Origin of the sequence: Actinospineispora spinosispora DSM 44797, assembly GCF_000429025.1 — a bacterium.
Taxonomy (GTDB): Bacteria; Actinomycetota; Actinomycetes; order Mycobacteriales; family Pseudonocardiaceae; genus Pseudonocardia; species Pseudonocardia spinosispora.
The window spans coordinates 16,150-37,511 of record NZ_AUBB01000052.1 but is presented as its reverse complement, the minus strand read 5'-3'; the positions used below and the strand labels follow the sequence as shown (position 1 = coordinate 37,511).

Below are 21,362 nucleotides of genomic sequence, written 5' to 3'. Positions count from 1 at the left end.
GGGCAGGTTCTTCAGTACCGAGTCGAGGATCTTCCTGGTGTCCGCGGGGACCTTTTTGTCCGACAGAGCCTTGGTGATCTTCTCGGTGACGGCCTTGCGGATGGCGTCGTCAACGGCGGTGATGTCTCCCGCTGTCCCCGGCTTCACGATCGCGGGCAGGGTGTGCGGGCGCTCAGGCTTCGTGAGTCCCGGCTTCACGATCCGCGGGAGCGTGTGCGGGCGCTCGGGCGTGGTGAGCCCGGGCCTCGGCTTCACGATCGCGGGCAGTGTCCTGGGGCGCTCAGGCTTGGTGGGGACCTTCGCGGCCGCGATCTTCCGCTCGGCGGCGGCGAGTTGACTCTTGATGGTCTTCCGCGCGGCGGCCAGCCTGTCGGCGACCTTCTTGTCGGCCGACTTCGTGGCCGTGGCCAACGCGGTGGCCACCCTGTCCTTGGCCGCCTTCCGCGCCGCGGCCACCTTGGTGGCGGTCTTCCTGCCGGCGGAGTCGCCGGCCTTGGCCACCTCGTCCTTGACGGCCTTCTTGGCCGCGGCCAGCTGGGTGGTCACCGAGCGGCCACGCAAGGACCCGGTGTCGGACCGGGACTCGTGCCGGGTGGCGGTACCGGCCTTCCTGGACGGCTTCGAGGTCTTCTCCGAAGAAGACTTCTTCTCACTCTTTTTCGCCGAGCCCGACTTCGATGTCGATTTCGACTTCTTGCTCTCGCTCTTCTTGGCGGAAGACTTCTTCGACCCGCCGGACTTTCCACCGCCGGACTTTCCGCTCGACTTTCCGCTGCCGCCGCTCTTACCGCTGCCGCCGCCCTTGCCGCCGCCGGAGCCGCCCTTCATCGGGGCGCTCTCGGCGACTCGCAACACCTGCCCGGTGCTGACGTTGACCGGCAGCGGGGCGGAGGCGCTGGAGAACATCCCGGCGGCCAACCACAGCAGCGCGGCGCCACCCACGATCGCGCCGCAGTTGAGCAGAACCCGAAGCGCGCCCCACAGCAACACCCGCGACAACGGCCCGCGTGACGAGACGCGCGAGCGCCTCATCACATCGGCCGATCCACGGGTAGCCATCAGAAGAGCTCCAGATTCGAGAGGAAGTCATGAACTCCCAGGCCAGCGGGCCGGGAGGGAAACAGGGAAGCGAGAGAATCCGGTGCGATGAGCGCACCGACCACAAGAGGAATCCAGCCGACCCACGGTTCAACTCACGCGGGCGACCCACATATTCACCGACGGCGCGAATACTCCACGTAGTACGGCGCGGCTCCGAGGAGCCGGTGGGTAAGAGCGAGATACAAGTACTTCGCATGTCACTCGCCGGGAAAGCTATATCTGGCGGTCGGGCGCGTCCAGTCTCAGCTGATGAAAACCTTAACATTTCACTCGAATGGCCTACTCTGGCTGCGGGGACACTCGGCGCCCTGCACGTGCCCTGAGCTGCTCAAACCTAGAGTTCGGGCGAGCTGGAGCTAGCGGCGGACCGGCTTACTCTGTGCTTCAGAAACGATCTTGAGAGGGTGAAGATTCTCAGTTTTCGATGCTGCCGGAGACTCGGCCAGGAGGGTCTCCTCCCTTGCCGTAAATGGCAGCTCGACGGTGTGCGCGGCCGATTCAGTGGGAACGGCGATCACGATTCCGCGACTCATCGGTGCGCTGCTCGGAATGCGTTCCTCCGGTGCACTCAGAGGAGTCTGTGACGGTCGCGAACAATCAGTCGCCGTCTTTGTTTCGATGCGGCCGTGGGCGACCGGGTTGCGCCCATCGTCGCGGTGGCCATCGTGGCCGCGCGGGACCATCGACTCAGGTGGCCGGTACCTCGACTCCACTCCAACCGGCGGCCACGTGGCCACACGTTCCGCTGCGGTGGCCGCGGCCGGGACGCCACGCAGTTCCGCGACCCGCGGCGCTTCGACATCACTCGGACCGAGAACCACCACCTTCTTCGGGCACGGCGCCCAGGTGCGTCATCAGATCGGGCGGGTGCTTGACGCGACGAGCAAACTAGAGCATATACTCTAGATCCACGGCCGGCGGCGTTCTTCGGCCATCGAGGAAGGGAACACGGGGTGACGACAACTCCTGATATGCCGACCAAGGACACGCGCACGCGCCGCCAGGACGTGCCGAACGAAGGTGACGGCGGCGTGTTCTCCCAGCAGTGGTTCCCGGTCTGTCTGTCATCCGAGGTGGCGGCCGACGCAATCCGCGGCACCGATTTCCTCGATGGCCGGGTGATCGTGGTTCGGGACGACGAGGGTGTTGCGTCGGTGCTCAGCGCTTTCTGTGCGCACCTCGGCGTGGATCTCTCGGTCGGCAAGCGAGTCGGGGACAGGGTTCAGTGCCCGTTCCACTTCTGGGAGTACGACAGCCGGGGTTCCTGTGTCGCCACCGGTGCCGGCGACCGGGTGCCGAGGGACGCGAAGCTGTTCCGGTTCCCGACCCAGGAGATGTACGGCATCATCTTCGCGTTCAACGGGGAGACGCCGCTGTACGAGCTGCCGAGGTACCCGGTCGCGGACGACAGTCTGGTCTTCAAGGCGGGTGCGTTGGACTGGGTGCTGTCCATCGACCCGTGGGTCATCTCGGCCAATACCCCGGACCTGGCGCACATCACGCTGCTGCACGACTTCGAGATGGTCAATGATCCGTACCAGCACGTGGAGTGGACCGACCACTCGATGACCTTCCCGGTCCAGGCGAAGCTGCCGACCGGACAGATGTGGGACGTGCATGCGGGCATCTACGGAACGAACTACTTCTTCCAGCACGGCGAGATGGACGGCCGGTGGTTCGGCTGGTCGACGCCGTTCGGCATACCGAATCCAGGCCAGACCAAGGTCTACTACATCATCGCCGCCCAGCCGCTGGACGGCGAGAGCGCCGAGGACACCGACAAGTTCCTCGACTATGCACTGGGCGTCGAGATGCACATCGCCAGCCAGGACATGCCGGTCTTCGAAGGAATTCACTACCTGCCGAGAAACCTGACCAGAAGTGACCGGGTACTGGCCAGGTTCTTCGAATACGTACGGCGCTATCCCCGCGCCCATCCCTCGGCCGCGTTCATCCGCTGAGGCACCGGTCATGGCTGTCGAACGAATCAACCCGGCCACGCTGGCCCCGCCCATCATGGACCTCTACTCCCAGGTCGTCCTCGCTCGGGGAACCCGGCACGTGCGCATCGCGGGCCAGGTCGCCATCGATGTGGACGGCAACCTGGTGGGGGAGGGCGACTACGCCGCCCAGGCCCGGCAGGCCTGGCTGAACATCAGATGCGCCGTCGAGGCCGTTGGCGGCACCGGCCACGACATCACCCGCTACTCCATCAACGTCGTCGACCACCGCCCCGAGCTGGTCGAGGACATCTACCGGGCCGGCGCCGAGGTCTTCGGCGACGAGTTCCCCAAGGCGGCGAGCACCCTGCTCGGCGTGCAGGCGCTGGCCCTGCCCGGCTGGCTCATCGAGATCGAAGCCGAAGCGATTCTCGACTAGTACTTCGCGCTCCCACCACTGCTCCACGACATGAACGTGAGCAACACATGATCCTGTTACCGCGCGCTGTGTACAGCCCGCTCGACATGCTCGGCGGAATCGTCCAGCTCGGCGCCCGCGTCCTGTATTTCATGGTGCGCGACGTGACCGGATACTGGCGTTCCGTCCGCGACGAAATGTACGAGACGTTACGGGTCTCGTGGTTCCCGATCACCCTCGCGGTGTTCTCCTTCGGGCTGATGGTCGGAATCCTGGCGCTGAACTTCACCACGTTGCTGGGCGCCAACAACCGCTACGGCCAGTACTTCTTCGTCGGCAACGTCCGGGAGTTCACGCCCTGGATCAACTCCATGGTCGTCGCCGGGATCGTCGGTGCCGCGATGTGCGCCGACCTCGGTGCCCGCAAGGTGCGTGAGGAGCTCGACGCGCTCGCCGTTCTCGGGGTCGACGGGGTACGTGAGCTGGTCGTGCCCCGAATCGTGTCGATGACCTTGCTGACCCCGCTCATCATGTGTGTCTCGGTGTTCATCGGGGTGCAGTGCGCACTCGTCAGCTCGGTGACCTACGGCGACGTTCCGGCCGGTGAGTACCTCGCCACGGTCTACGCCAACCTGACCGTGGTCGAGATCGTGGTGGCGTTCCTCAAGAGCACGATCATCGGTTTTGTCATCGGCGTCGTGTGTTCCTATCTCGGGCTCACCGCGTCCGGCGGCGCCGCCGGGGTGGGCCGAGCGGTCAACCAGGCCGTGGTGATCTCTTTCGCCCTGGTCTTCGTTGTGGATCTGCTCATCAACCTCATCGCGCTCGGGCTCTATCCCGAGATGCAGACGGTCCGCTGAGAGGACGGTGAACCATGGCGGTCCGCGAACGCGTCCGGGTACAGCACGAGGTTCGGGATTCCGTACGACGGGTGCTCGTCGAGAAGCTGGTGGTTCTCTTCGGGATGCTCCGGTTCTTCGGTGTGGTCGTCCTGGCTGTGCCACGGACCAGGAAATACGCCAGCGAGGTGTTCCGGCAGACCGGGATTCTGATCCTGTCCAGCGGGCTGATCATCTGGTTCATGGAGTTCATGATCGGCGCGGTCATCTCGGTCGAGGGCCATTACGTCACCCGGCAGTTCGGTGCCGCCGGCTACGTGGGTGTCTTCCCCGCGCTGGGCGGGCTGCGCACCTGCGCGCCGGAGATGTGGGGCTGGATCCTGTCCGCGAAGGTGGGCTGCGGGCTGGTCGCCGAGATCGGCTCCGCGCGCATCTCCGACGAGATCGACGCGCTCGAGGTCATGGGCATCGAGTCCAAGCCCTACCTGGTCGCCACGCGTTTCCTCGCCGCGTTGATCGCCATGCCGTTCCTCTACGTCGTGGGCCTCGCGGTCCTGTACTTCTCCTCCTGGCTGATGCTCGTGCACGTGCTGAAGACCGTGTCGGCCGGCGGTTTCTTCACGATCCTGTGGGCCTTCCAGAGCCCGCTCGACCTGCTCTTCTCGATGCTCTGGATGGTCGTCGTCGGCTCGCTGATCGTGCTGGTCGGCTGCTACTACGGCTACACCGCGCGCGGCGGACCGGTCGGCGTCGGCCGCAACACCGCGAAATCCATGGTCGTGAACATGGTGCTGGTCAGCGTCCTGGGACTGCTGGCCCAACAGGCCTTCTGGGGCGGCTTCCCCAACGCCCCGGTGGCGAACTAGGACTCATCCGCTCCCCGGAGGATTCGTGATTGCGAAACGTGGGATCGCCGTTGCGCTCGCGAGTGCCGCGCTCATCGCCGGTTACCTGCTGTACGCGGCGCGCTCCACCGAACATCTCACCGTGGTGCTGCCCAACGCCATCGGTGTGGTCGTGGGCACTCCGGTGCAGGTCAACGGCTTCGACGTGGGCCAGGTCGCGCGCATCACCGCGCGCGAGAACAAAGCCATGGTGGAGCTGGAGCTCGGCGGACTGGCCGAGCCGCTGCACGCCGGTACGACCGTCACCGTGGAGTGGCGGTCGGTGCTGGGGGAGCGGTACCTGCAGCTGCGGCCGGGTCCGCCCGGCAACGTCGTGCTGCCGAGCGGCGCGATGATCCAGTCCGGGCCGAGACAGGTCGTCGTCGAGGACATCGTCGAAGCGCTGGACGCACCGACCAGGGCGCATCTGAGCTCGTTCCTGCGCCAGCTGGACGCGAACCTGGCGGGACACGAACCCGATCTCAACCGCACACTGGCGGCGGCGGGTCCCTCGGTGCAGGCGCTGGGCGCCGTGCTCAACGCCACCGGCACAGACGGCGCCGCGATCAGGACGGTGCTGACCTCGCTGCGTCAGGTCACCGAGGTGCTGGCGCAGCGCAAGGCGGGACTGTCCTCGACGGTGACTGACCTCGACCAGCTGACCAGCACCGCGGCGGTGCATCAGAGAGAACTCGGCGCCGGTCTCGCGCAGCTGCCCGCCACCCTCGACGCGACCAGGAACATGCTGGACAAGGTTCCGTCCACGGCCGACGTCACGGTCCCACTCCTGGACGACCTGGCACCCTCGGCGGCTCGGCTGCCCGGTGTCGCCGGGAATCTGCGCCCGGTGATGAACGACCTACAGCCGACCGTCCAGCGGCTCGGACCGACCCTGGTGGCCGCCGATCGGCTACTGGACAGGGCACCGGACCTGCTGGACACCGCTCGCGACACCCTGCCTCAGCTGCGCGCGGTGGTGGAGGGCGCGGCGCCCGCCGTGGCGTTCCTGCGGCCGTACACACCCGAGGCCATGGGCTTCATCTCCAACTGGGGAAACATCTACTCGGCGTACGACTCGCAGGGCCACTTCGTCCGGCCACTCGTGGTCGGCGGGCCGACCGCGTTCAGCTCGAGCCCCAACGCCAGCACCCCGGGCCTCACCGTCTCGTCGTCGATAGCGCCGGGCGGACTCGTCGAGCAGCCCTGGACCGACGCGTACGGAACGGGGCCCCGATGAACGCCGTGACAACGATCCCGGTCAGATCGAAGCGAATGTGGTGGCTGCGGGCGGTGATCGGCGCGCTGGTACTGGTGACGGCCGCCTGGGCGACGACGGCCTGGCTGAACGACTCGTCACGGCTCACGGTGACCGCGGTCTTCGCGGATTCGAGCCCGCTCGTGCCGGGCAACAACGTGCAGCTCCACGGCGTGGCGGTCGGCACGATCAGCTCGATCACCCTGGTCGACGGCCACGCTCAGGTCCGGATGTCACTGGATCGTTCGGTGCTTCCGCTGCACACCGACGCCACCGCGACCATCCAGCCGGTCAGCCTGCTCGGCGAGCGGTTCATCGCCCTCACCCAGGGGTCGGACACCGCGCCCGCACTCTCGGCTCCGCTGACCATCCCGATCAGCGGGACGAGTTCTTCGGTCGACCTCGATCAGCTGCTGAACACCCTTGACGACCCCACATCGACAGCGCTGGTCGCCACCGTGTCCACCCTCGGCGAGGGGATCGCCGGCCAGGGCGACACGGTCGCGCGGGCACTCGCCGGGCTCGCCCCGGCGCTGCGCCAGACTGACCAGCTGTCCAGCCTGCTCGACCAGCAGAACGCCGTGCTCGACGACTTCATCGTCTCGGTGCGGGCGAACGCGCGGGCCGCCGCCGGACCGATGGACTCGCTGGTCGACAGCGCGACCCGCACGCTCGGCGTCGTCGCGGCCAACCGAGCCGCGGTGAACGACGCGCTGACCGAGCTGCCCACCACCCTCGCCAGCTCGCGTCGGGCACTGTCCGAGCTCGCCGACACCTCGGTGCGGACGAGCGACATGCTCGCCGACCTGCGCCCGTTGACCAGCAACCTGGACGCGACCAGCTCCGAGCTCGAGCGGTTCGCCGCCGCGGCGGGCCCGGCACTGTCGGCGATGCCGGATGTGCTGGACCGGCTGAACCACCTGCTCGACGAGGCTCGTCCGGTCGTGCGCGAGCTCGGACCGGCCTCGGCGGACCTGCGGACCGTGGGTAGCGCGGTCGACACGCTGGGCCGGCAGGTGCTGACCCATCGGCCGGGTGTGCCGAGCCAGCTGGAGAACCTGCTTACCGGTATGGGCGACTGGGCGATGGCGACCAGCGGCCACGACGGTCTGACGCACTACTTCCGCGCGGCGGTCGTGGCGACGCCGTCCTCGCTCGCCCGGTCCGGCCTCGGTGCGCTGCCGGCGGTGGGTGCTCAGCCGGTGAACCCGGTCGGACCGGACGCGAACGGCAAGAGCGGCTATCCGGGTACCGCGCCGCTGCCGTTCCTCGCGCCGCTGCCCAACCCGGACGGCAAGGACAACAGCAGCCACACCGCACCCGGCCGGAACGGGCTGACCCCGAAACAGGAGCACGACATGTTCGACTCGTTGCTGGGCGGCGGCTGATGGCACGGCTGAAGGGATCGGACGGCCGGGTGCTCACCGGTCTGGCGTCGGTCGCGGTGCTGCTGGTGGTCGGCCACCTCGCGCTGACCGCCAACCAGGGCCGGTTGCCCGGAACACCGGTGACCACCGTCCACGCCGAGTTCCGCAACGTCGGCCAGCTGCAGGTGGGCTCGGACGTGCGGCAGAACGGTGTGGTCGCGGGCCGGGTCACCGCCATCCGCGCGAGCGGCGGCACGGCACTCGTGACGATGGAGCTGCACGACGGCATCCGGATGTACCGGGACGGGCGCGCGTTGATCGGCGACCAGTCCGCGCTGGCGCAGAAGCTGGTGGAGCTGCGCGCGGGGAATCCCGCGAGCGGCCCGTTGGGCGACGCCGTGTTGCCGGCCGGTCAGACCGAGTCGACCCACGACGTCGTGGAGCTGCTCGACGTGTTCGACGCACCGACCCGCGCGGCACTGGGAAGCATGCTGCGCCAGGTCGGCGGGCTCGCGGGCCACGGGCCGGGACTGCACGACTTCCTGGCCACCGCACCGTCCGACCTCACCTCGGTGGGCACGATCAGCACCACCGCCGCGTCGCCGCGCACCGATCTGCCCGGCCTGCTCAGCACCGGCGCCCGGCTCTCCGGACGGTTCGCCGGGCACGAACGGGAGATCACCGAGCTGCTCGACCACACCGACCGGACGTTGCGCGCATTGTCGACCGAGGGCGGAGCACCGCTCGGCGCGGCCACGGCGAAGCTGCCGACCGCGGTGCGCGCGCTGCGCGGCGCGATGGACGACGCCCACCGGCCACTGGCCGACCTGGTAGTGGCCACCGGCGAGCTCCGTTCCGGCGCACGATCGCTCGGCCAGGCGACGCCGGACGTGCGCGCGGTGCTGCGTGACGCCGTCCCGCCGCTGCGCCAGGTCCCCGATGTCGCCGATGTCGCCGAGCCCGCCCTTGCCGACCTGACCCACACCGTGCGCGACGCACGGCCGTTCACCGCACGGCTCGGCGACGGGCTGTCCTCGGCCGCGCCGCCGCTGCGGACGATCCAGCCGTACGCACTGGACATCGGCACGATGTTCACCGACCTGGGCTCGCTGGTCAGTAGCCACGACGGGTGGGAGTACCGGCTGCGGATCCTGCCGCTCCCGCCCACCTCCTCGTCCGTACTGGGCGACGTGATCGCGGACAGCCGAAACCCGTACCCGGCCCCCGGCCAGGCGACCCGGGACCGGGATCCCGACGGCGGCCTCGTTCCCGCATCCGGGAGGTAGTGATGCGAACCCCAGAGATCCTCAGCCGACGGCCGGTGCTGTGCTGGCTGGTCGTGCTCGCGGCGGTCGCGCTGGTCGTGGTGCCACTGTTCGAGAAGTCGGCGATCATCACCGCGCTGACCCCCGGCGAGACGCTCACCGTCGAGCTGGCGCGTGACTACAAGATCAAGCCGGCCGAGACGACGGTGAAGATCGCCGGCAGCGAGGTCGGTGTCGTGTCCGACGTCGAGCAACCGGCCGACGGCCCGATCCGTATGACGCTGACGCTGCACTTCGGCACGCGCGACCTGCTGGGCACCGAACCCACCGCGACGATCCGCCCGACCACGCTGCTCGGCGGCAACTACTTCGTCCAGCTCTACCCCGGCGGAGCCACCGGACGGGCCGCCTCGGACACCATCCCGGTCCGGCGCACCACACTGCCGGTCGAGCTGGACCGGCTGCTCGCCGCGGTACCGCCGGAGGCGCAGGACGGTCTGCAGCGCACGACCGAGCGGCTGGACAGCACGCTACGAGCCGGTGCGGGCGCCGAGCTGAACCGGCTGGCGGCCGACGCACCCGACACGTTGCGGCCGGCGGGCGCGGTGGCGGACGCGCTGCGCGGGATCAACACCGACACCGACCTGGCCACGATGGTGACCGACCTGAACCGGACCGCAACGGTGCTGTCCGCCCACCCCGGCCAGCTGCGGGCGGTGGTGGACTCGCTCGCGGACACCGCGCGGGTGCTCGGCGACAACGCCGCGCCGATCGACCGCACGATCGCCACGCTCCCCGATGTCCTCAGCACCACCCGCGTCGGCATGGACGACCTGTCCGGCACGCTCGACAAGCTCAGCGACGTGGCCGGTGACGCGCGCCCGATCGCCCGACGGCTCGACCCGCTGCTCGCCGAGCTGGACCCGGCACTGGCGCAGCTGCGACCGGTGCTCGCCGATCTGCGTCCGCTGCTGGAGGACGCCGAACCGCTGATCGACGAGCTGGCACCGACCGCCGAGGCCGGCACCGACGTGCTGACGAACCTGCGCGGACCGGTGCTGGACCGGGTCAGCGGCCCGATCCTGGGCGCGGTGAACGACCGGTGGCGGGGCAGCGCGCCCAAGTACCCGGGCGGCGGTGACGGCGCGATCTTCTACGAAGAGCTCGGCTACGCCTTCAGTCACCTGACCGGTGCGCTGCGCCATCAGGACGCGACCTCACACATGCTCGGCTTCCAACCGGGGGCCGGCACGACCTCGGTGTCGGGCACCGGCCCGGCCGCGCAACGCGCGCAGGACTACCTGACCGAGATGTACGGCCCGCCGCACCGGACACCGCCCGCCCCGCTCGGTCCGACGCTCCCCGAGGGAGTCCCGGTGCCGGACCTCGGCCTACGGCCACCGGTGATCGATCCGAGCAAAGGACCCCGGCGATGAGCGCCACCAGAGGCAGAACGCTGCATCAGCGCTGGCAGCGGCTGCGCACGGTGCCCGGACTGGGCCGTGACGTCACGGTGCTGATCGCACTGGCGATCATCGGTTCGGTCACCGGAGCGCTGATCCTGTCCCAGACCGGCGGCATCCTGCCGTGGCAGCAGCGATCCACGGTCCGGATCGAGGTCGCCGACGCGATCGCGGTGAGTCCGCGCAACTCCCAGGAGGTGCGCATCGCCGGTGTCGAGGTCGGCCAGATCGTGGCCAGCGAGCCGACCGACCACAACACCTCGATCGTGACGCTGGCGATCGAACCGGGACACCCGGTCTACGACAACGCCCGCGCGGTGCTGCGCCCGGTCAACCCGCTCAACCAGATGTACGTCACGCTCAACCCGGGCGGGCCGCCGGGGCATCCGCTGCCCGACGGCGGCGTGTTGCCGGTGACGCAGACCTCGCGCCCGGTCCAGCTCGACGAGGTGCTGAACAAGTTCGACGACCGGAACAGGGCGGCTCTCACCCAGCTTCTCGCCGAGTCCGACGACGCGCTGGTCAACGCCCCGAGCACGGTGCCGGCCGGTCTCGCGGCCGCGGACACCTCGATGCTGACGCTGCGCCCGGTCGTCGAGCGGCTCCAGACGCGCAGCGAACACATCCGCGACCTGGTCGGCGCACTGTCCGAGCTGTCGGCGGCGCTCGGTGGTGACGACGAACGGCTGAGGAACCTCGTGGACTCCACCCAGCAGGTCCTCGGTGTCCTCTCCGCGCGGGACGGTGAGCTGGGGGACACGCTCGCCCAGCTTCCGGCGACCACGAACGAGGTGCGCAGGGCGTTGGACGGCACCTCACGCCTGGCTGCCCAGCTGAACCCGGCACTGGATGACGTCGAAGCCGCCTCCGACCGTCTGCCCGGTGCGCTCGCCACGCTGACCGACGCGATCGGCCCGTTGCGCGACACCGTCGGTGCGGCCCGCGCGGTCGTCGACAAGGCCCGGCCGTTGGTGTCGGACCTGCGCCCGATCACCTCGGACCTGCACGGTTCGCTGGACGACCTGCGTCCGGTCAGCGCGTGCCTCGACGACGCGACCTCGAAGATCGCACCGTGGATGTACGACCTGAGCGCGTTCGTCTACAACTCCAACTCGCTGCTCTCGGTGTCGGATCCCAACGGCGGCTGGGGCCGAGGCCTCGCCACGGTCACCACGAACAACCCGGAGGGCGTGCGCGAGCCGAACTATCGGTCCCAGAACACCTACCAGCAGGGTGGCAGCCCCATCGGGCCGTACCCGGAGATCGGCAGCGGGGTGTGTCAGCGTTGAACGAGCACGGAATCTTCGGCCCGGGGTGGCGAACGGCGACGCTGGTGGTGTTCGTCGCCGCGTGTCTCGGCTATTCCGGTTATCTCTACGCCCAGGCCGGCGGGGCGCTGCCCTGGTTCGACCGGAGCGGCGGATACACCGCGTCGTTCGACGTCGACGACGTCGGCAACCTGGTCACCTACTCCGACGTCGCGTCGGCCGGTGTCCCGGTCGGCAAGGTCGCCGCGCTGGACCGGATTCCGGGGCGCGGCATCCGGGTCGTCCTGAACCTCGACGAGATGGTGACACCGCTGCATGCCGGTGTGACCGTCCAGATCGGCGAGAAGTCGCTGGCCGGTCAGCCGGTGGTGACACTGGTGGACGGCACGGGCGAGGCCCTTCCTGACGGGGTGGCGCTGCCGCCCGCCTCGGTGACACCGCAGGTGCGGCTGCGTGACGTCCTGGCCGGCCTGGACAAGCCGACGAGAGACGCGATGGGCGGCGCGATCCGTTCGATGGCGCTGGCCACCGACGGACGCCAGCGGGACATCAGCGCACTCGCCGACGGGCTCGCCGCGATCGGCGCGAGCGGCGACACCGCGCTCGACGCGATCGCCGCCCAGTCGACCGACCTGACACTGATCTCCCAGCAGCTACAGCAGGTCTTCGAGTCGCTCGACGTCGGGCGAGGTCAGATCGCGCGGCTGGTGTCCAGTACGAACAGGCTCGGCGCGGCGACGGCCGGCCAACGCGACGCGGTCGAGGCGGCCGTGGCGAAGCTACCCGCGGTGCTGGACAGTGCAACGGTCGCCAGTGGCGGAATCTCCCGCATGTCCCGCTCCCTCGAGCCGATAGCCGGCGCACTCCGGGTCTCGGCGCCGGACCTGAACGACTCGCTGGACCGGCTACCGGCGACGAGCTCGCGGCTACGCGGTCTGCTGCCGGACCTGCACTCGGTTCTCGACGAGGCACCGGGCACGCTGGACAGGGTGCCCGACTTCGGCGACCGCGCGCGGGAGTTCATGCCACCCACCGGGGAGCTGCTGCGCGATGTCAACCCGATGCTGCGGTACCTGAAGCCGTACGGGCCGGACATCGCGCAGATGTTCAGCAACTTCGGCGCGGCCATCCACCACCACGGCGACGACGGCGCCGCCTACCTTCCGTTCCGCCCCACGTTCACCGCCGGCACGGTGAAACCGAACCCGGTCAAGTTCCCCGCACTGCTCGGGGTGACCAACCCCTACCCGGCGCCCGGTTCGCTGAACGACCTGAGGCCGTTCTCCGGTGGCTACCCGCGAATCGAGCGCGACGGAGGTTGACCGCGCGGATCACTGCCTCGGGGTGTTCGCGATCGCCGCGCGGACCTCGGCCGCGAACTCCGGGTCGAGGTAGGGGTCGATCAGATGGAATCCGTGGGCCGCACCCGACCGCACCGATTCGACCGTGATGTCCGACGGGGGATGAGCGGTGTTCAGGTAACGCCACCAGTTGGTCAGCAGCATCGCGGTGTTCGTCGCCACCATGTCCAGCGCCTCCGGGGAGTGCGCGCGCGAATCGAGCTCTCCCTGGTTCGACAGAATGTCGAACAGTTCCCTTAACCGGCCTGTCGACCAGCGCATGAACGCTTGGTGCTCGCTGGCCATCGAGCCGCGCCGAAGAATCTCCTGGGTGTCACCGATTATCGACCGGTACTTCCAGAGGACTTCCATGGCGCCGGTGTAGTAGGCGGCCATTCGTTCCGGAGTGAGTTTTCCCTCCATGGGGAGTTCGGACCCGGTTTTGGCGCTCGCGACCATATCGAGATAGATCGTGTCTACGATCTCTTCCTTGTTACGGAAATGATAGTAGAGATTGCCCGGGCTGATGCCCAGATGTTCGGCGATCAGGTTCGTGGTCACCGAGGAGAAGCCGTGCGTGTTGAACAGCTCGAGAGAGGCCTCGAGAATTCTGTCGCGGTTGGTGTACTTGCGGCGTTTGGGATCTTGGCGGGAGGGCCGCCGGTCAGCTCGGCCGTCGGCCGTAGAGCTCGTCGCTGAACTCGGCGAAGCGTGCATAGGCGAATTATAAGGGTCAGAGGTCGAGAGTCAGCTCATCCGTCTCCGCTCGTGAGACACAGGTCATCATGCGGTCGTTCGCCTCGCGCTCCTCCGGGTACAGCACCTCGTCGCGGTGCTGAGGTGTCCCGCTGAGCACCCGGGTCTCGCAGGTGCCGCACACCCCAACCCGGCAGGACCAGGCCGTCATGATCCCGGCGTCCTCGACCACGTCGAGGATCGTGTCGTCCGGCCCCACGGTGAGCCGTCGCCCACTGCGCGCCAGCACCACGTCGAACGCGCCGTTCTCGGTGTCGTCGCTGGTCCGCGCGGTGAACCGCTCGATGCGCAGGTCCACCCGAGGCAGGTCCTGGCAGCGCTGCTCGACGGCCGAGATGAGCCCTTCGGGGCCGCAGCAGTAGACCGCGGTCGGGTCGTCGGTATGAGGCGGTAGCAGCGAGTCGAGGGGGAGCAGGCCATGGCTGTCCAGCGGCCAGAGCCGGACCCGGCCCCCGTACTCGGCGAGCTCGTCGAGGAACGCCATCGCGCCGCGGCAGCTCGCCCCGTACGTCAAGCTCCACTGCGCCCCGGCCGCGTCGACCTCGGTCAGCATCGGCAGCAGCGGAGTGATTCCGATTCCGCCCGCGATGAACAGATAACGCTTTGATTCGATGACCGGAAACAGATTCCGCGCGGTGCGCACGGACAGCGTCATCCCTGCTTCCAGGTGGTCATGGACCCAGGCCGATCCGCCCCGGCCGGATTCCTCGCGGAGAACCGCGATACGCCATACCGGTTCGTCTACCGAGCCGCACAGCGAGTAGGAGCGCCATCCCACCGGAGTGCGGACGTCGATATGTGCACCAGGTGTCCAGTCGGGGAACCGGGCCGAGGACGGCTCGAGGTCAATGGCCACGACCCGGGAGGCGATGCGCCGCTTCCGTCGGACCACGACGTCGATCGGGAGCGCGAGGTCGGGATCATTTTGGGTGGCCGTACTTGACATGTAGCTAGTCTAGAGTCTTTACTCTAATCTGTAAACAGGAGACGAGATACGGAGCCGTTCTGCTCGGGCGTGCGGCGTGCTGCAGAACTGAAGGAGTGGCGGTTATGGACCTCTTTGCGGAGCTGTTGCATGCGCCCCAGGACAATGTCCATGAGACCTATGCGAAACTGCGGGAGAGCGACGGCGGGGTGCACGTCGACGACGAACGGAACATGGTTCTCGTCACCCGCCACGCCGATGTGGAGAAGGTGTACCGCAGCAGGGACTCGTTCTCCAACGACACGTTCTGGGAATCACCCGCCGCGATCCACGACAGTTCCGACGACCGGCAGGTCCGCTACGTCGAGCACTTCAAGAACTTTCTGCTCTTCCTCGACGCGCCGAAGCACACGAGGCTGCGCAACCTCGTGCGCCATGCGTTCACCCCGGACGCCATCAACGTGATGTCCGATGTCCTGGTCACCGCGGCCGACGAGATCCTCGACGAGTTCGACGCGGGCCAGGAGGTCGACTTCGTCGGCGAGATAGCGGAGAAACTGCCGGTGCAGGTCATCGCGACGATGATCGGCATCCCACCCGAGGACCACGTCCACTTCCGGCGCTGGACCCAGGCGCTGATCGACTCGTTGATGTTCACGGTCCAGGGCGAGGACCGGGTCCAGGCGCTGCACACCGGCTCCGAGATGATCGACTACCTGGACGGACACATCCGGCGCCGACGCGCCGCCACCGGGACGCAGCCGAACGATCTGCTGACCCTGTTGCAGAACGCCCAGGACGTGGACGACTCGCTGACCTCCGAAGAGCTCGTGTGCATGGTGATGGTGCTGCTCGGCGCGGGCAACGCCACGACGACCGATCTGCTGGGCAACGCCATGGTCCTGCTGTCGGAGAATCCGGAGCAGCGCGCCGAGCTGACAGCCCACCCCGAGCTGATGGAACAGGCCCTCGAGGAGATCCTTCGCCTGGAGCCGTCACTTCGGGTCCTGATCCGCAAAACCGTCGGCGAGGTCGAGCTCGGCGATCGGACGATCGGGCCCGGCCGGCTCGTGTTCCTGTGCAACGCGGCCGCCAACCGCGATCCGCGCAAGTTCCCCGAGCCCGACAGATTCGACATCCGCAGGGTCAACAGCCGACATCTGGCCTTCGGCAGCGGCAGCCACTACTGCCTCGGCGCCCCGCTCGCGCGCCTGGAGGGCCGGGTCATGCTCACCCGGTTCCTCGGGCGGTTCCCGGAGGCGACGGTGCTGCTCGACGGTCCGCCCCGGTACAAGCTGGACTTCACCTCGCGTTCGTTGCGGGAACTCCCGATGGTGCTGGCCTAGCCATGCCCTCGACCTCGACGAATGAGATCGACATCGACCGGTTGCTCCGCCGAGCGGTGTCGTCCGGGGCGGTCCCCGGGGTGGCGGCGATGGCCGCCGACGACAGCGGCATCCTCTGTCGCGCGGTGAGCGGGGACCGCGCGCCCGGCCAGCCGTGGGCCTGTGACACGGTCGCCTGGATCGCGTCGATGACCAAGATCATCGTCTCGGTCGCGGCACTCCAGCTCGTCGAACGCGGCGACCTCGAGCTGGATGAGCCGGTCGGAAGGGTTCTGCCCGCGCTGCGTGAGCCGGCGGTGCTGGAGGGGTTCTCCGGCGACGGGCGGCCGGTCCTGCGGCGGGCACGGTCGCACATCACCCTGCGCCACCTGCTCGCACACACCGCCGGCTACGGCTACCACTTCTGGAACGCCGAGGTGGGGCGCTACCAGCAGCACGCGGGACTGCCGAACATCATCGAGTGCCGTGAGGCGACGCTGACCACCCCGCTGCTGTTCGACCCGGGCACGCGCTGGAACTACGGGACGAACACCGACTGGGTCGGCAAGGCGATCGAGGCGGTCTCCGGGCTGTCCATCGAGCAGTACCTGCGAGGCCACGTCCTCGACCCGTTGGGCATGCACGACACGGGTTTCCTGCTCACCGAGGACCGCCGTCGACGCCTCGCGACCATGTTCGCCCGCACCGAGGACGGGCCGGTCGGCATCGATTTCGAGATCACCCAGGAGCCCGAGTTCCAGATGTCCGGTGGCGGAATGTACGGCACACCGGGGGACTTCCTGGCGTTCCTGCGGATGCTGCTGGGCGGCGGCGCGCTGGACGGGGTCCGCATCCTCCGGTCGGACACCCTCGCGGAGGCGGCGGGCAACCAGATCGGTGGGCTGACAATCGGCCGGTTCACGAGCGCCGACCCGGGAACGTCGGCCGACGTCGAGTTCCTCCCCGGAGTGACGAAGAAGTGGAGCCTGCTCGGCATGCTCAACGCCGAACCCACCTCGGCCGGTCGCTCCGCCGGAAGCCTGTTCTGGGCCGGCCTGGCCAACACCTACTTCTGGGTGGACTGGGACCGCCGCGACACCGGGGTGCTCTTCACCCAGCTCCTGCCGTTCGGCGATACCGAGGTGCTCGACCTGTTCGACCGCTTCGAGACCCTGGTCCACACCTTCCCTATGGACGACGCGTCACCGAGGGCCTGACTGACGCTCCGTGCCTGTCACCTCGTCAGCGGGACTGTGTCCTGGACCTGGACCTCAGTCCGTCGAGGAGCAGCTCGAGTCCCTGGGGGAAGTCGGTCGGTCCGCCGGGGGCCCGGTCGATCGCTCCGGCGCTGGCGGCTTGCAGCGCGGTCTGTTCTTCCATGGTGTGGCCGAACACGAGGTGCAGCAGTGCGCGGGCGCCGAGGTCGACGAGGTCCTCGGGTAGTCCGCCGTCGTGGAGGGCTTGTCGGAGGTCGGGCGCGAGACTGCCCGCGCCGAGGCCGAAGGTGTAGGCGGTGACGACGACCTCGGCCCCGTCCCGGTAGGCCAGCATCGCGTCCCTGAGCTCGGTACACAGCTCGATGACGCGGTGGTCCCATGCTCGGGCACGGCGCGGCCGCCTGCCCCGGGCCAGGATCTCGTCGGCGACAGCGGCCAGCAGGGTCTGCTTGTTCGGCACGTGGTGATACAACGCGCTGGCCTGCACACCGAGTTCGGCGGCGAGCCTGCGCATGGTCAGCGACTCCAGGCCGTACTCGTCGAGGACCGTGATCGCGCGGGCGATGACGTCGCCGCGATGGTGGCGCACACCGGCTCCTTCCGTTCACCGGCCAGTCTAACCTGAACGCAGTTCACCTGAACGATGTTAAGGTGAACTGCGTTCAGGTCGCCGGGCCACAAGGGAGAACGATGAGCACCGCCTTTCAGCAGCTTGCCGATGCGATCCTCGCCGGGAACCCGGCGACCCAGGACGACGCACTCGCGGTCCTGCGCGCCCCCGACGATGAGCTGATGTCCGTCGTGGCCGCCGCCGCACGGCTGCGCTGGGCGTACTTCGGCAACACGGTCAAGGTGAACTACCTGGTCAACCTCAAGTCGGGCCTGTGCCAGGAGAACTGCAACTACTGCTCGCAGGCGCTCGGCTCCAGCGCCCCGATCCTGAAGTACTCGTGGCTGTCCACCGACGAGGCACTCGCCCAGGCCGGCGCGGGGCTCAAGGGCGGCGCCAGCCGGGTATGTCTGGTCGCCTCCGGTCGCGGCCCGTCGAGCCGCGACATCGACAAGGTCACCGACATGGTGGGGACGCTCAAGCAGCAGTACCCGGGCGTCGAGGTCTGCGCCTGCCTCGGCCTGCTGAAGGATGGCCAGGCGCAGCAGCTCAAGGACGCCGGCGTCGACGCCTACAACCACAACATCAACACCGCCGAGAGCAACCACGCCGCGATCGTCCAGACCCACACCTACGCCGACCGGGTGGACACCGTCGGCAAAGCGAAGAGCGCCGGCCTGTCGCCGTGCTCAGGTCTGATCGCGGGGCTGGGCGAATCCGACGAACAGCTGGTCGAGGCGCTGTTCGCACTGCGCGATCTGGGGTCGGACTCGATTCCGGTCAACTTCCTGATCCCGGTCGACGGAACGCCGCTGGGCGACACCTGGGAGCTCTCGCCGACCCGCTGCGTCAAGATCCTGGCCGCCGCCCGGATCGTCTGCCCCGACCGGGAGGTGCGGATCGCCGGCGGCCGCGAGCTGCACCTGCGGTCCCTACAGCCGATCGCACTGCAGATCGCCAACTCGCTGTTCCTCGGCGACTACCTCACCACGGAGGGCCAGGACGCCGAGTCGGACCTGGCGATGATCCGGGACAACGGGTTCGTGGTCCTGGGCTCCGAGGCCGACCAGGCGCGTGGCCTCGAACGCTCTGAGATTCGGTACCGGGGGGCGGGCACCGACCTCCTGCCCAACGCCTGACCCGATGACCAGCTGGGAACAGTGGTTCGCCGCACAGCGGGTCGCGCGGGAGCACGCCGATGTGCAGCGTGTGCTGCGACCGCGCCAGGCCGACGAGGACATCATCGACCTGGCCAACAACGACTACCTGGGGTTGAGCAACCACCCCGAGGTGCGGCGGGCGGCCGCCGACGCCGCCCTGACCTGGGGGGCGGGAGCCTGCGCGTCCCGGCTGGTGACCGGTACGACCACGCTGCACACCACGCTGGAACACGAGCTCGCCCGGTTCACCGGCCACGAGGCCGCGCTGGTGTTCTCGACCGGCTATCACGCCAACCTGTCCGCGGTGACGGTCCTGGCGGACCGACAGTCGCTGATCGTGTCGGACAGTCACGTGCACGCGTCGCTGATCGACGGCGCGCGGCTGTCCCGGGCGGACATCCAGGTGGTCGGGCACAACGATGTCGCCAAGGTCGCCGCCGCGCTGGCGGCGGCGCGTGGCCGCCGGGCGATCGTGCTCACCGAGTCGGTGTTCTCGGTGCTGGGTGACGTCGCACCGCTCGCCGAACTGGCCGAGGTCTGCGTCGAGCACGATGCGCTGCTGGTCGTCGACGAAGCCCACGCGCTGGGTGTCGTCGGCTCCGGCGGGCGGGGCCTGGTGCACGCGCTCGGCCTGGCGGACAGCCCGAACGTGGTGACGACGGCGACGCTGTCGAAGGCGTTCGGCTCCATGGGCGGTGTCGTCCTCGGTTCGGCCGCGCTGATCGACCACCTGACCAACCGTGCCCGGCCGTTCATCTTCGACACCGGTCTGGCGCCGGCGTCCGCGGCCGGCGCGCTGGCCGCCCTGCGATGTCTACGCGAGCAGCCCGACCTGCCGCTGCTGATCCACCGTCGCAACCACGAGCTCGCCGATGCACTCGGCGTGCCCGCCACCGAGGGCGCGTTGCTCTCGGTACCGATGCCGTCCGCGCGCGACGCCGTTCTCGCACAGGCCGCTGTACACGCGGCGGGCGTACGGGTCGGCTGCTTCCGGCCACCGTCGGTGCCCGACGGTGTGTCCCGGCTCCGGATCACCACCCGAGCCGGTGTCACCGACGGCTGCTGGACGTTCGCCCTCGAGGCACTGGCCCGCGTTGTCACCGATCGCCCTCTGCCGGACGGGTCCGTTCTTCACCGCGCGGGCTCTCGGTAGGCCTCCGCTGGCGCTTCACCGAGGCCGGATAGAGCCCGGAGCCGGCATCACCTGGCGGGCGCCGCGCGAGCCATAGCGGCCTCCAGTGCGAGCTAATAATTCCCCAGAGCAATTATTGTATTTGGCTGGCATTTGCTGACGGTGGCAAGCTGGGGAATCGAAAATGTAAACTCAGGTTATACTCAGGATGCCTTTAACGTAACCTTTCAACTTTACGTTGATCGTGTTAAGTGCGTACCTAGCTCCAGTATTCTGCGAGATGTGCGATATTTCCGCCAGTATGATCATTTCGCCGGAAAGTTTCCGCATGTGAATCAATCCGACGCTAATGAAGAGTGCCTGAGATGACGCAGAAGATATTCCCTCGGGTGTACCGGGCGTACTTCGAGTACCTTTACGCTCGCCACAAGGATCCCTGGGACTACGAGACGGATCCTTACGAGAGGGACAAGTACGCGCGGACGCTGGAGGCGCTCGGCGGCCGTCGGTTCACCCGGGCTCTTGACGTGGGTTGCTCGATAGGGGTTCTCACCGCGCTGCTCGCCCACTCCTGTGACGATCTTGTCGCGATCGATGCGTCCGCGCTGGCGATCCGGCGCGCTCGCCGGCGTCTGGCGCCGTTCTCGCACGTCGATGTGCGTCGTGGGAGCCTTCCGGAAGACATTCCGGCGGGTCCATTCGATCTGGTCGTCTGTTCCGAAGTGCTCTACTACTTCGACGAGGAACTCCTGAGCGCCACGCTCGAGGGGCTGAAACGAGAACTGGCGCCAGGGGGAGTGCTGCTGGCGGTCCATGGTCGTTTCGAGAGTAAGACCTGTCCGCTGACCGGCGACGAAGTCCATGATCACCTCAAGGCGAACATAGGGCTGGAGCACGACATCGAAGCAAATGGGCCGCGGTTTCGATTGGACCTGTTCCGCAGTCCGACCGCGCCTGGCGAATCCCGTGCCGCCGTCGAGGCGGGCGCGTGTTCAATAATCGACCGTTTGTTGAACACAGTTCTGCTCGGACCGCCCGTCCGAGCAGAACCTGACGGTTCGCCCTAGCACTGAGCTGATGCTCGTCGACTCCTTGCG

Annotated in this window: 19 protein-coding genes; 15 read left to right on the top strand and 4 right to left on the bottom strand. The window is 68.2% G+C overall.

Features of this window, described 5'->3' with window-relative positions:
* Positions 1-1,032: hypothetical protein (locus G406_RS48680; protein WP_037077768.1), on the bottom strand; the 1,032-nt coding region annotated here is incomplete at its 3' end.
* 1,040 nt (positions 1,033-2,072) lie between these two features.
* On the opposite strand from G406_RS48680, the gene G406_RS0121395 reads away from it, so the two are divergent.
* Genes G406_RS0121395 through G406_RS0121350 form a run of 10 tightly spaced genes read left to right on the top strand, consistent with a single transcriptional unit; the run spans position 2,073 to position 13,122 of the window.
* Positions 2,073-3,062: an aromatic ring-hydroxylating oxygenase subunit alpha gene (locus G406_RS0121395; RefSeq protein WP_051342468.1), complete on the top strand. Its 990-nt coding sequence runs from the start codon at positions 2,073-2,075 to the stop codon at positions 3,060-3,062.
* A 10-nt stretch (positions 3,063-3,072) separates the two neighbouring features.
* Positions 3,073-3,480, top strand: a complete 408-nt coding sequence (locus tag G406_RS0121390) for a RidA family protein (protein ID WP_028935378.1) — start codon at positions 3,073-3,075, stop codon at positions 3,478-3,480.
* 47 nt (positions 3,481-3,527) lie between these two features.
* Positions 3,528-4,319: an MlaE family ABC transporter permease gene (locus tag G406_RS48675; protein ID WP_084216279.1), complete on the top strand. Its 792-nt coding sequence runs from the start codon at positions 3,528-3,530 to the stop codon at positions 4,317-4,319.
* 14 nt (positions 4,320-4,333) lie between these two features.
* Complete coding sequence (locus G406_RS0121380) at positions 4,334-5,164, top strand: ABC transporter permease (RefSeq protein ID WP_084216278.1); 831 nt, start codon at positions 4,334-4,336, stop codon at positions 5,162-5,164.
* A 25-nt stretch (positions 5,165-5,189) separates the two neighbouring features.
* Positions 5,190-6,419: an MlaD family protein gene (locus G406_RS0121375; protein ID WP_051342467.1), complete on the top strand. Its 1,230-nt coding sequence runs from the start codon at positions 5,190-5,192 to the stop codon at positions 6,417-6,419.
* Positions 6,416-7,825 (top strand): MlaD family protein, encoded by a 1,410-nt coding sequence (locus tag G406_RS0121370; protein WP_084216277.1) that lies wholly within the window; start codon positions 6,416-6,418, stop codon positions 7,823-7,825. The genes G406_RS0121375 and G406_RS0121370 overlap by 4 nt, the downstream gene beginning before the upstream one ends.
* A complete protein-coding gene (locus G406_RS0121365) occupies positions 7,825-9,090 on the top strand; it encodes an MlaD family protein (protein ID WP_028935374.1) in 1,266 nt (421 codons plus the stop codon). Before G406_RS0121370 ends, G406_RS0121365 begins: the two co-directional genes overlap by 1 nt.
* 2 nt (positions 9,091-9,092) lie before the next feature.
* Positions 9,093-10,505, top strand: coding sequence for an MlaD family protein (locus tag G406_RS48670; RefSeq protein WP_051342466.1), 1,413 nt, complete (start codon positions 9,093-9,095; stop codon positions 10,503-10,505).
* Complete coding sequence (locus tag G406_RS48665; protein WP_064742988.1) at positions 10,502-11,821, top strand: MlaD family protein; 1,320 nt, start codon at positions 10,502-10,504, stop codon at positions 11,819-11,821. Before G406_RS48670 ends, G406_RS48665 begins: the two co-directional genes overlap by 4 nt.
* On the top strand, positions 11,818-13,122 hold the full coding sequence (locus tag G406_RS0121350) for an MlaD family protein (RefSeq protein ID WP_169736759.1): 1,305 nt from the start codon (positions 11,818-11,820) through the stop codon (positions 13,120-13,122). Before G406_RS48665 ends, G406_RS0121350 begins: the two co-directional genes overlap by 4 nt.
* Positions 13,123-13,131: 9 nt before the next feature.
* Here G406_RS0121350 and G406_RS54350 read toward each other — a convergent pair whose 3' ends face one another.
* Positions 13,132-13,857 (bottom strand): TetR/AcrR family transcriptional regulator, encoded by a 726-nt coding sequence (locus tag G406_RS54350; protein WP_084216275.1) that lies wholly within the window; start codon positions 13,855-13,857, stop codon positions 13,132-13,134.
* A gap of 16 nt (positions 13,858-13,873) precedes the next feature.
* Positions 13,874-14,842, bottom strand: coding sequence for a PDR/VanB family oxidoreductase (locus G406_RS0121340; protein WP_028935372.1), 969 nt, complete (start codon positions 14,840-14,842; stop codon positions 13,874-13,876).
* A gap of 104 nt (positions 14,843-14,946) precedes the next feature.
* On the opposite strand from G406_RS0121340, the gene G406_RS48655 reads away from it, so the two are divergent.
* On the top strand, positions 14,947-16,167 hold the full coding sequence (locus G406_RS48655; protein WP_051342464.1) for a cytochrome P450: 1,221 nt from the start codon (positions 14,947-14,949) through the stop codon (positions 16,165-16,167).
* 2 nt (positions 16,168-16,169) lie between these two features.
* The gene (locus G406_RS0121330; RefSeq protein ID WP_028935371.1) at positions 16,170-17,363 is read left to right on the top strand and encodes a serine hydrolase domain-containing protein; all 1,194 of its coding nucleotides are present in this window, start codon (positions 16,170-16,172) and stop codon (positions 17,361-17,363) included.
* Positions 17,364-17,388: 25 nt separating this feature from the next.
* Here G406_RS0121330 and G406_RS0121325 read toward each other — a convergent pair whose 3' ends face one another.
* Positions 17,389-17,952, bottom strand: coding sequence for a TetR family transcriptional regulator (locus G406_RS0121325; RefSeq protein ID WP_028935370.1), 564 nt, complete (start codon positions 17,950-17,952; stop codon positions 17,389-17,391).
* Positions 17,953-18,053: 101 nt separating this feature from the next.
* On the opposite strand from G406_RS0121325, the gene bioB reads away from it, so the two are divergent.
* From bioB to G406_RS48650, 3 genes are all read left to right on the top strand, one after another.
* Positions 18,054-19,112, top strand: a complete 1,059-nt coding sequence (gene bioB, locus G406_RS0121320) for a biotin synthase BioB (RefSeq protein ID WP_028935369.1) — start codon at positions 18,054-18,056, stop codon at positions 19,110-19,112.
* A 4-nt stretch (positions 19,113-19,116) separates the two neighbouring features.
* Positions 19,117-20,286: an 8-amino-7-oxononanoate synthase gene (locus G406_RS0121315; RefSeq protein ID WP_028935368.1), complete on the top strand. Its 1,170-nt coding sequence runs from the start codon at positions 19,117-19,119 to the stop codon at positions 20,284-20,286.
* A 344-nt stretch (positions 20,287-20,630) separates the two neighbouring features.
* Positions 20,631-21,332 (top strand): SAM-dependent methyltransferase, encoded by a 702-nt coding sequence (locus G406_RS48650; protein ID WP_064742987.1) that lies wholly within the window; start codon positions 20,631-20,633, stop codon positions 21,330-21,332.
* The last annotated feature ends 30 nt before the right edge of the window (positions 21,333-21,362 follow it).

Coding starts and splice junctions, on each gene's coding strand:
- G406_RS48650 (WP_064742987.1), top strand. CDS start 20,631: ATGACGCAGAAGATATTCCCTCGGGTGTACCGGGCGTACTTCGAGTAC.
- G406_RS0121315 (WP_028935368.1), top strand. CDS start 19,117: ATGACCAGCTGGGAACAGTGGTTCGCCGCACAGCGGGTCGCGCGGGAG.
- G406_RS48670 (WP_051342466.1), top strand. CDS start 9,093: ATGCGAACCCCAGAGATCCTCAGCCGACGGCCGGTGCTGTGCTGGCTG.
- G406_RS48665 (WP_064742988.1), top strand. CDS start 10,502: ATGAGCGCCACCAGAGGCAGAACGCTGCATCAGCGCTGGCAGCGGCTG.
- G406_RS54350 (WP_084216275.1), bottom strand. CDS start 13,857: ATGCACGCTTCGCCGAGTTCAGCGACGAGCTCTACGGCCGACGGCCGA.
- G406_RS0121390 (WP_028935378.1), top strand. CDS start 3,073: ATGGCTGTCGAACGAATCAACCCGGCCACGCTGGCCCCGCCCATCATG.
- G406_RS0121330 (WP_028935371.1), top strand. CDS start 16,170: ATGCCCTCGACCTCGACGAATGAGATCGACATCGACCGGTTGCTCCGC.
- G406_RS48655 (WP_051342464.1), top strand. CDS start 14,947: ATGGACCTCTTTGCGGAGCTGTTGCATGCGCCCCAGGACAATGTCCAT.
- G406_RS0121340 (WP_028935372.1), bottom strand. CDS start 14,842: ATGTCAAGTACGGCCACCCAAAATGATCCCGACCTCGCGCTCCCGATC.
- bioB (WP_028935369.1), top strand. CDS start 18,054: ATGAGCACCGCCTTTCAGCAGCTTGCCGATGCGATCCTCGCCGGGAAC.
- G406_RS0121365 (WP_028935374.1), top strand. CDS start 7,825: ATGGCACGGCTGAAGGGATCGGACGGCCGGGTGCTCACCGGTCTGGCG.
- G406_RS48675 (WP_084216279.1), top strand. CDS start 3,528: ATGATCCTGTTACCGCGCGCTGTGTACAGCCCGCTCGACATGCTCGGC.
- G406_RS0121370 (WP_084216277.1), top strand. CDS start 6,416: ATGAACGCCGTGACAACGATCCCGGTCAGATCGAAGCGAATGTGGTGG.
- G406_RS0121395 (WP_051342468.1), top strand. CDS start 2,073: ATGCCGACCAAGGACACGCGCACGCGCCGCCAGGACGTGCCGAACGAA.
- G406_RS0121380 (WP_084216278.1), top strand. CDS start 4,334: ATGGCGGTCCGCGAACGCGTCCGGGTACAGCACGAGGTTCGGGATTCC.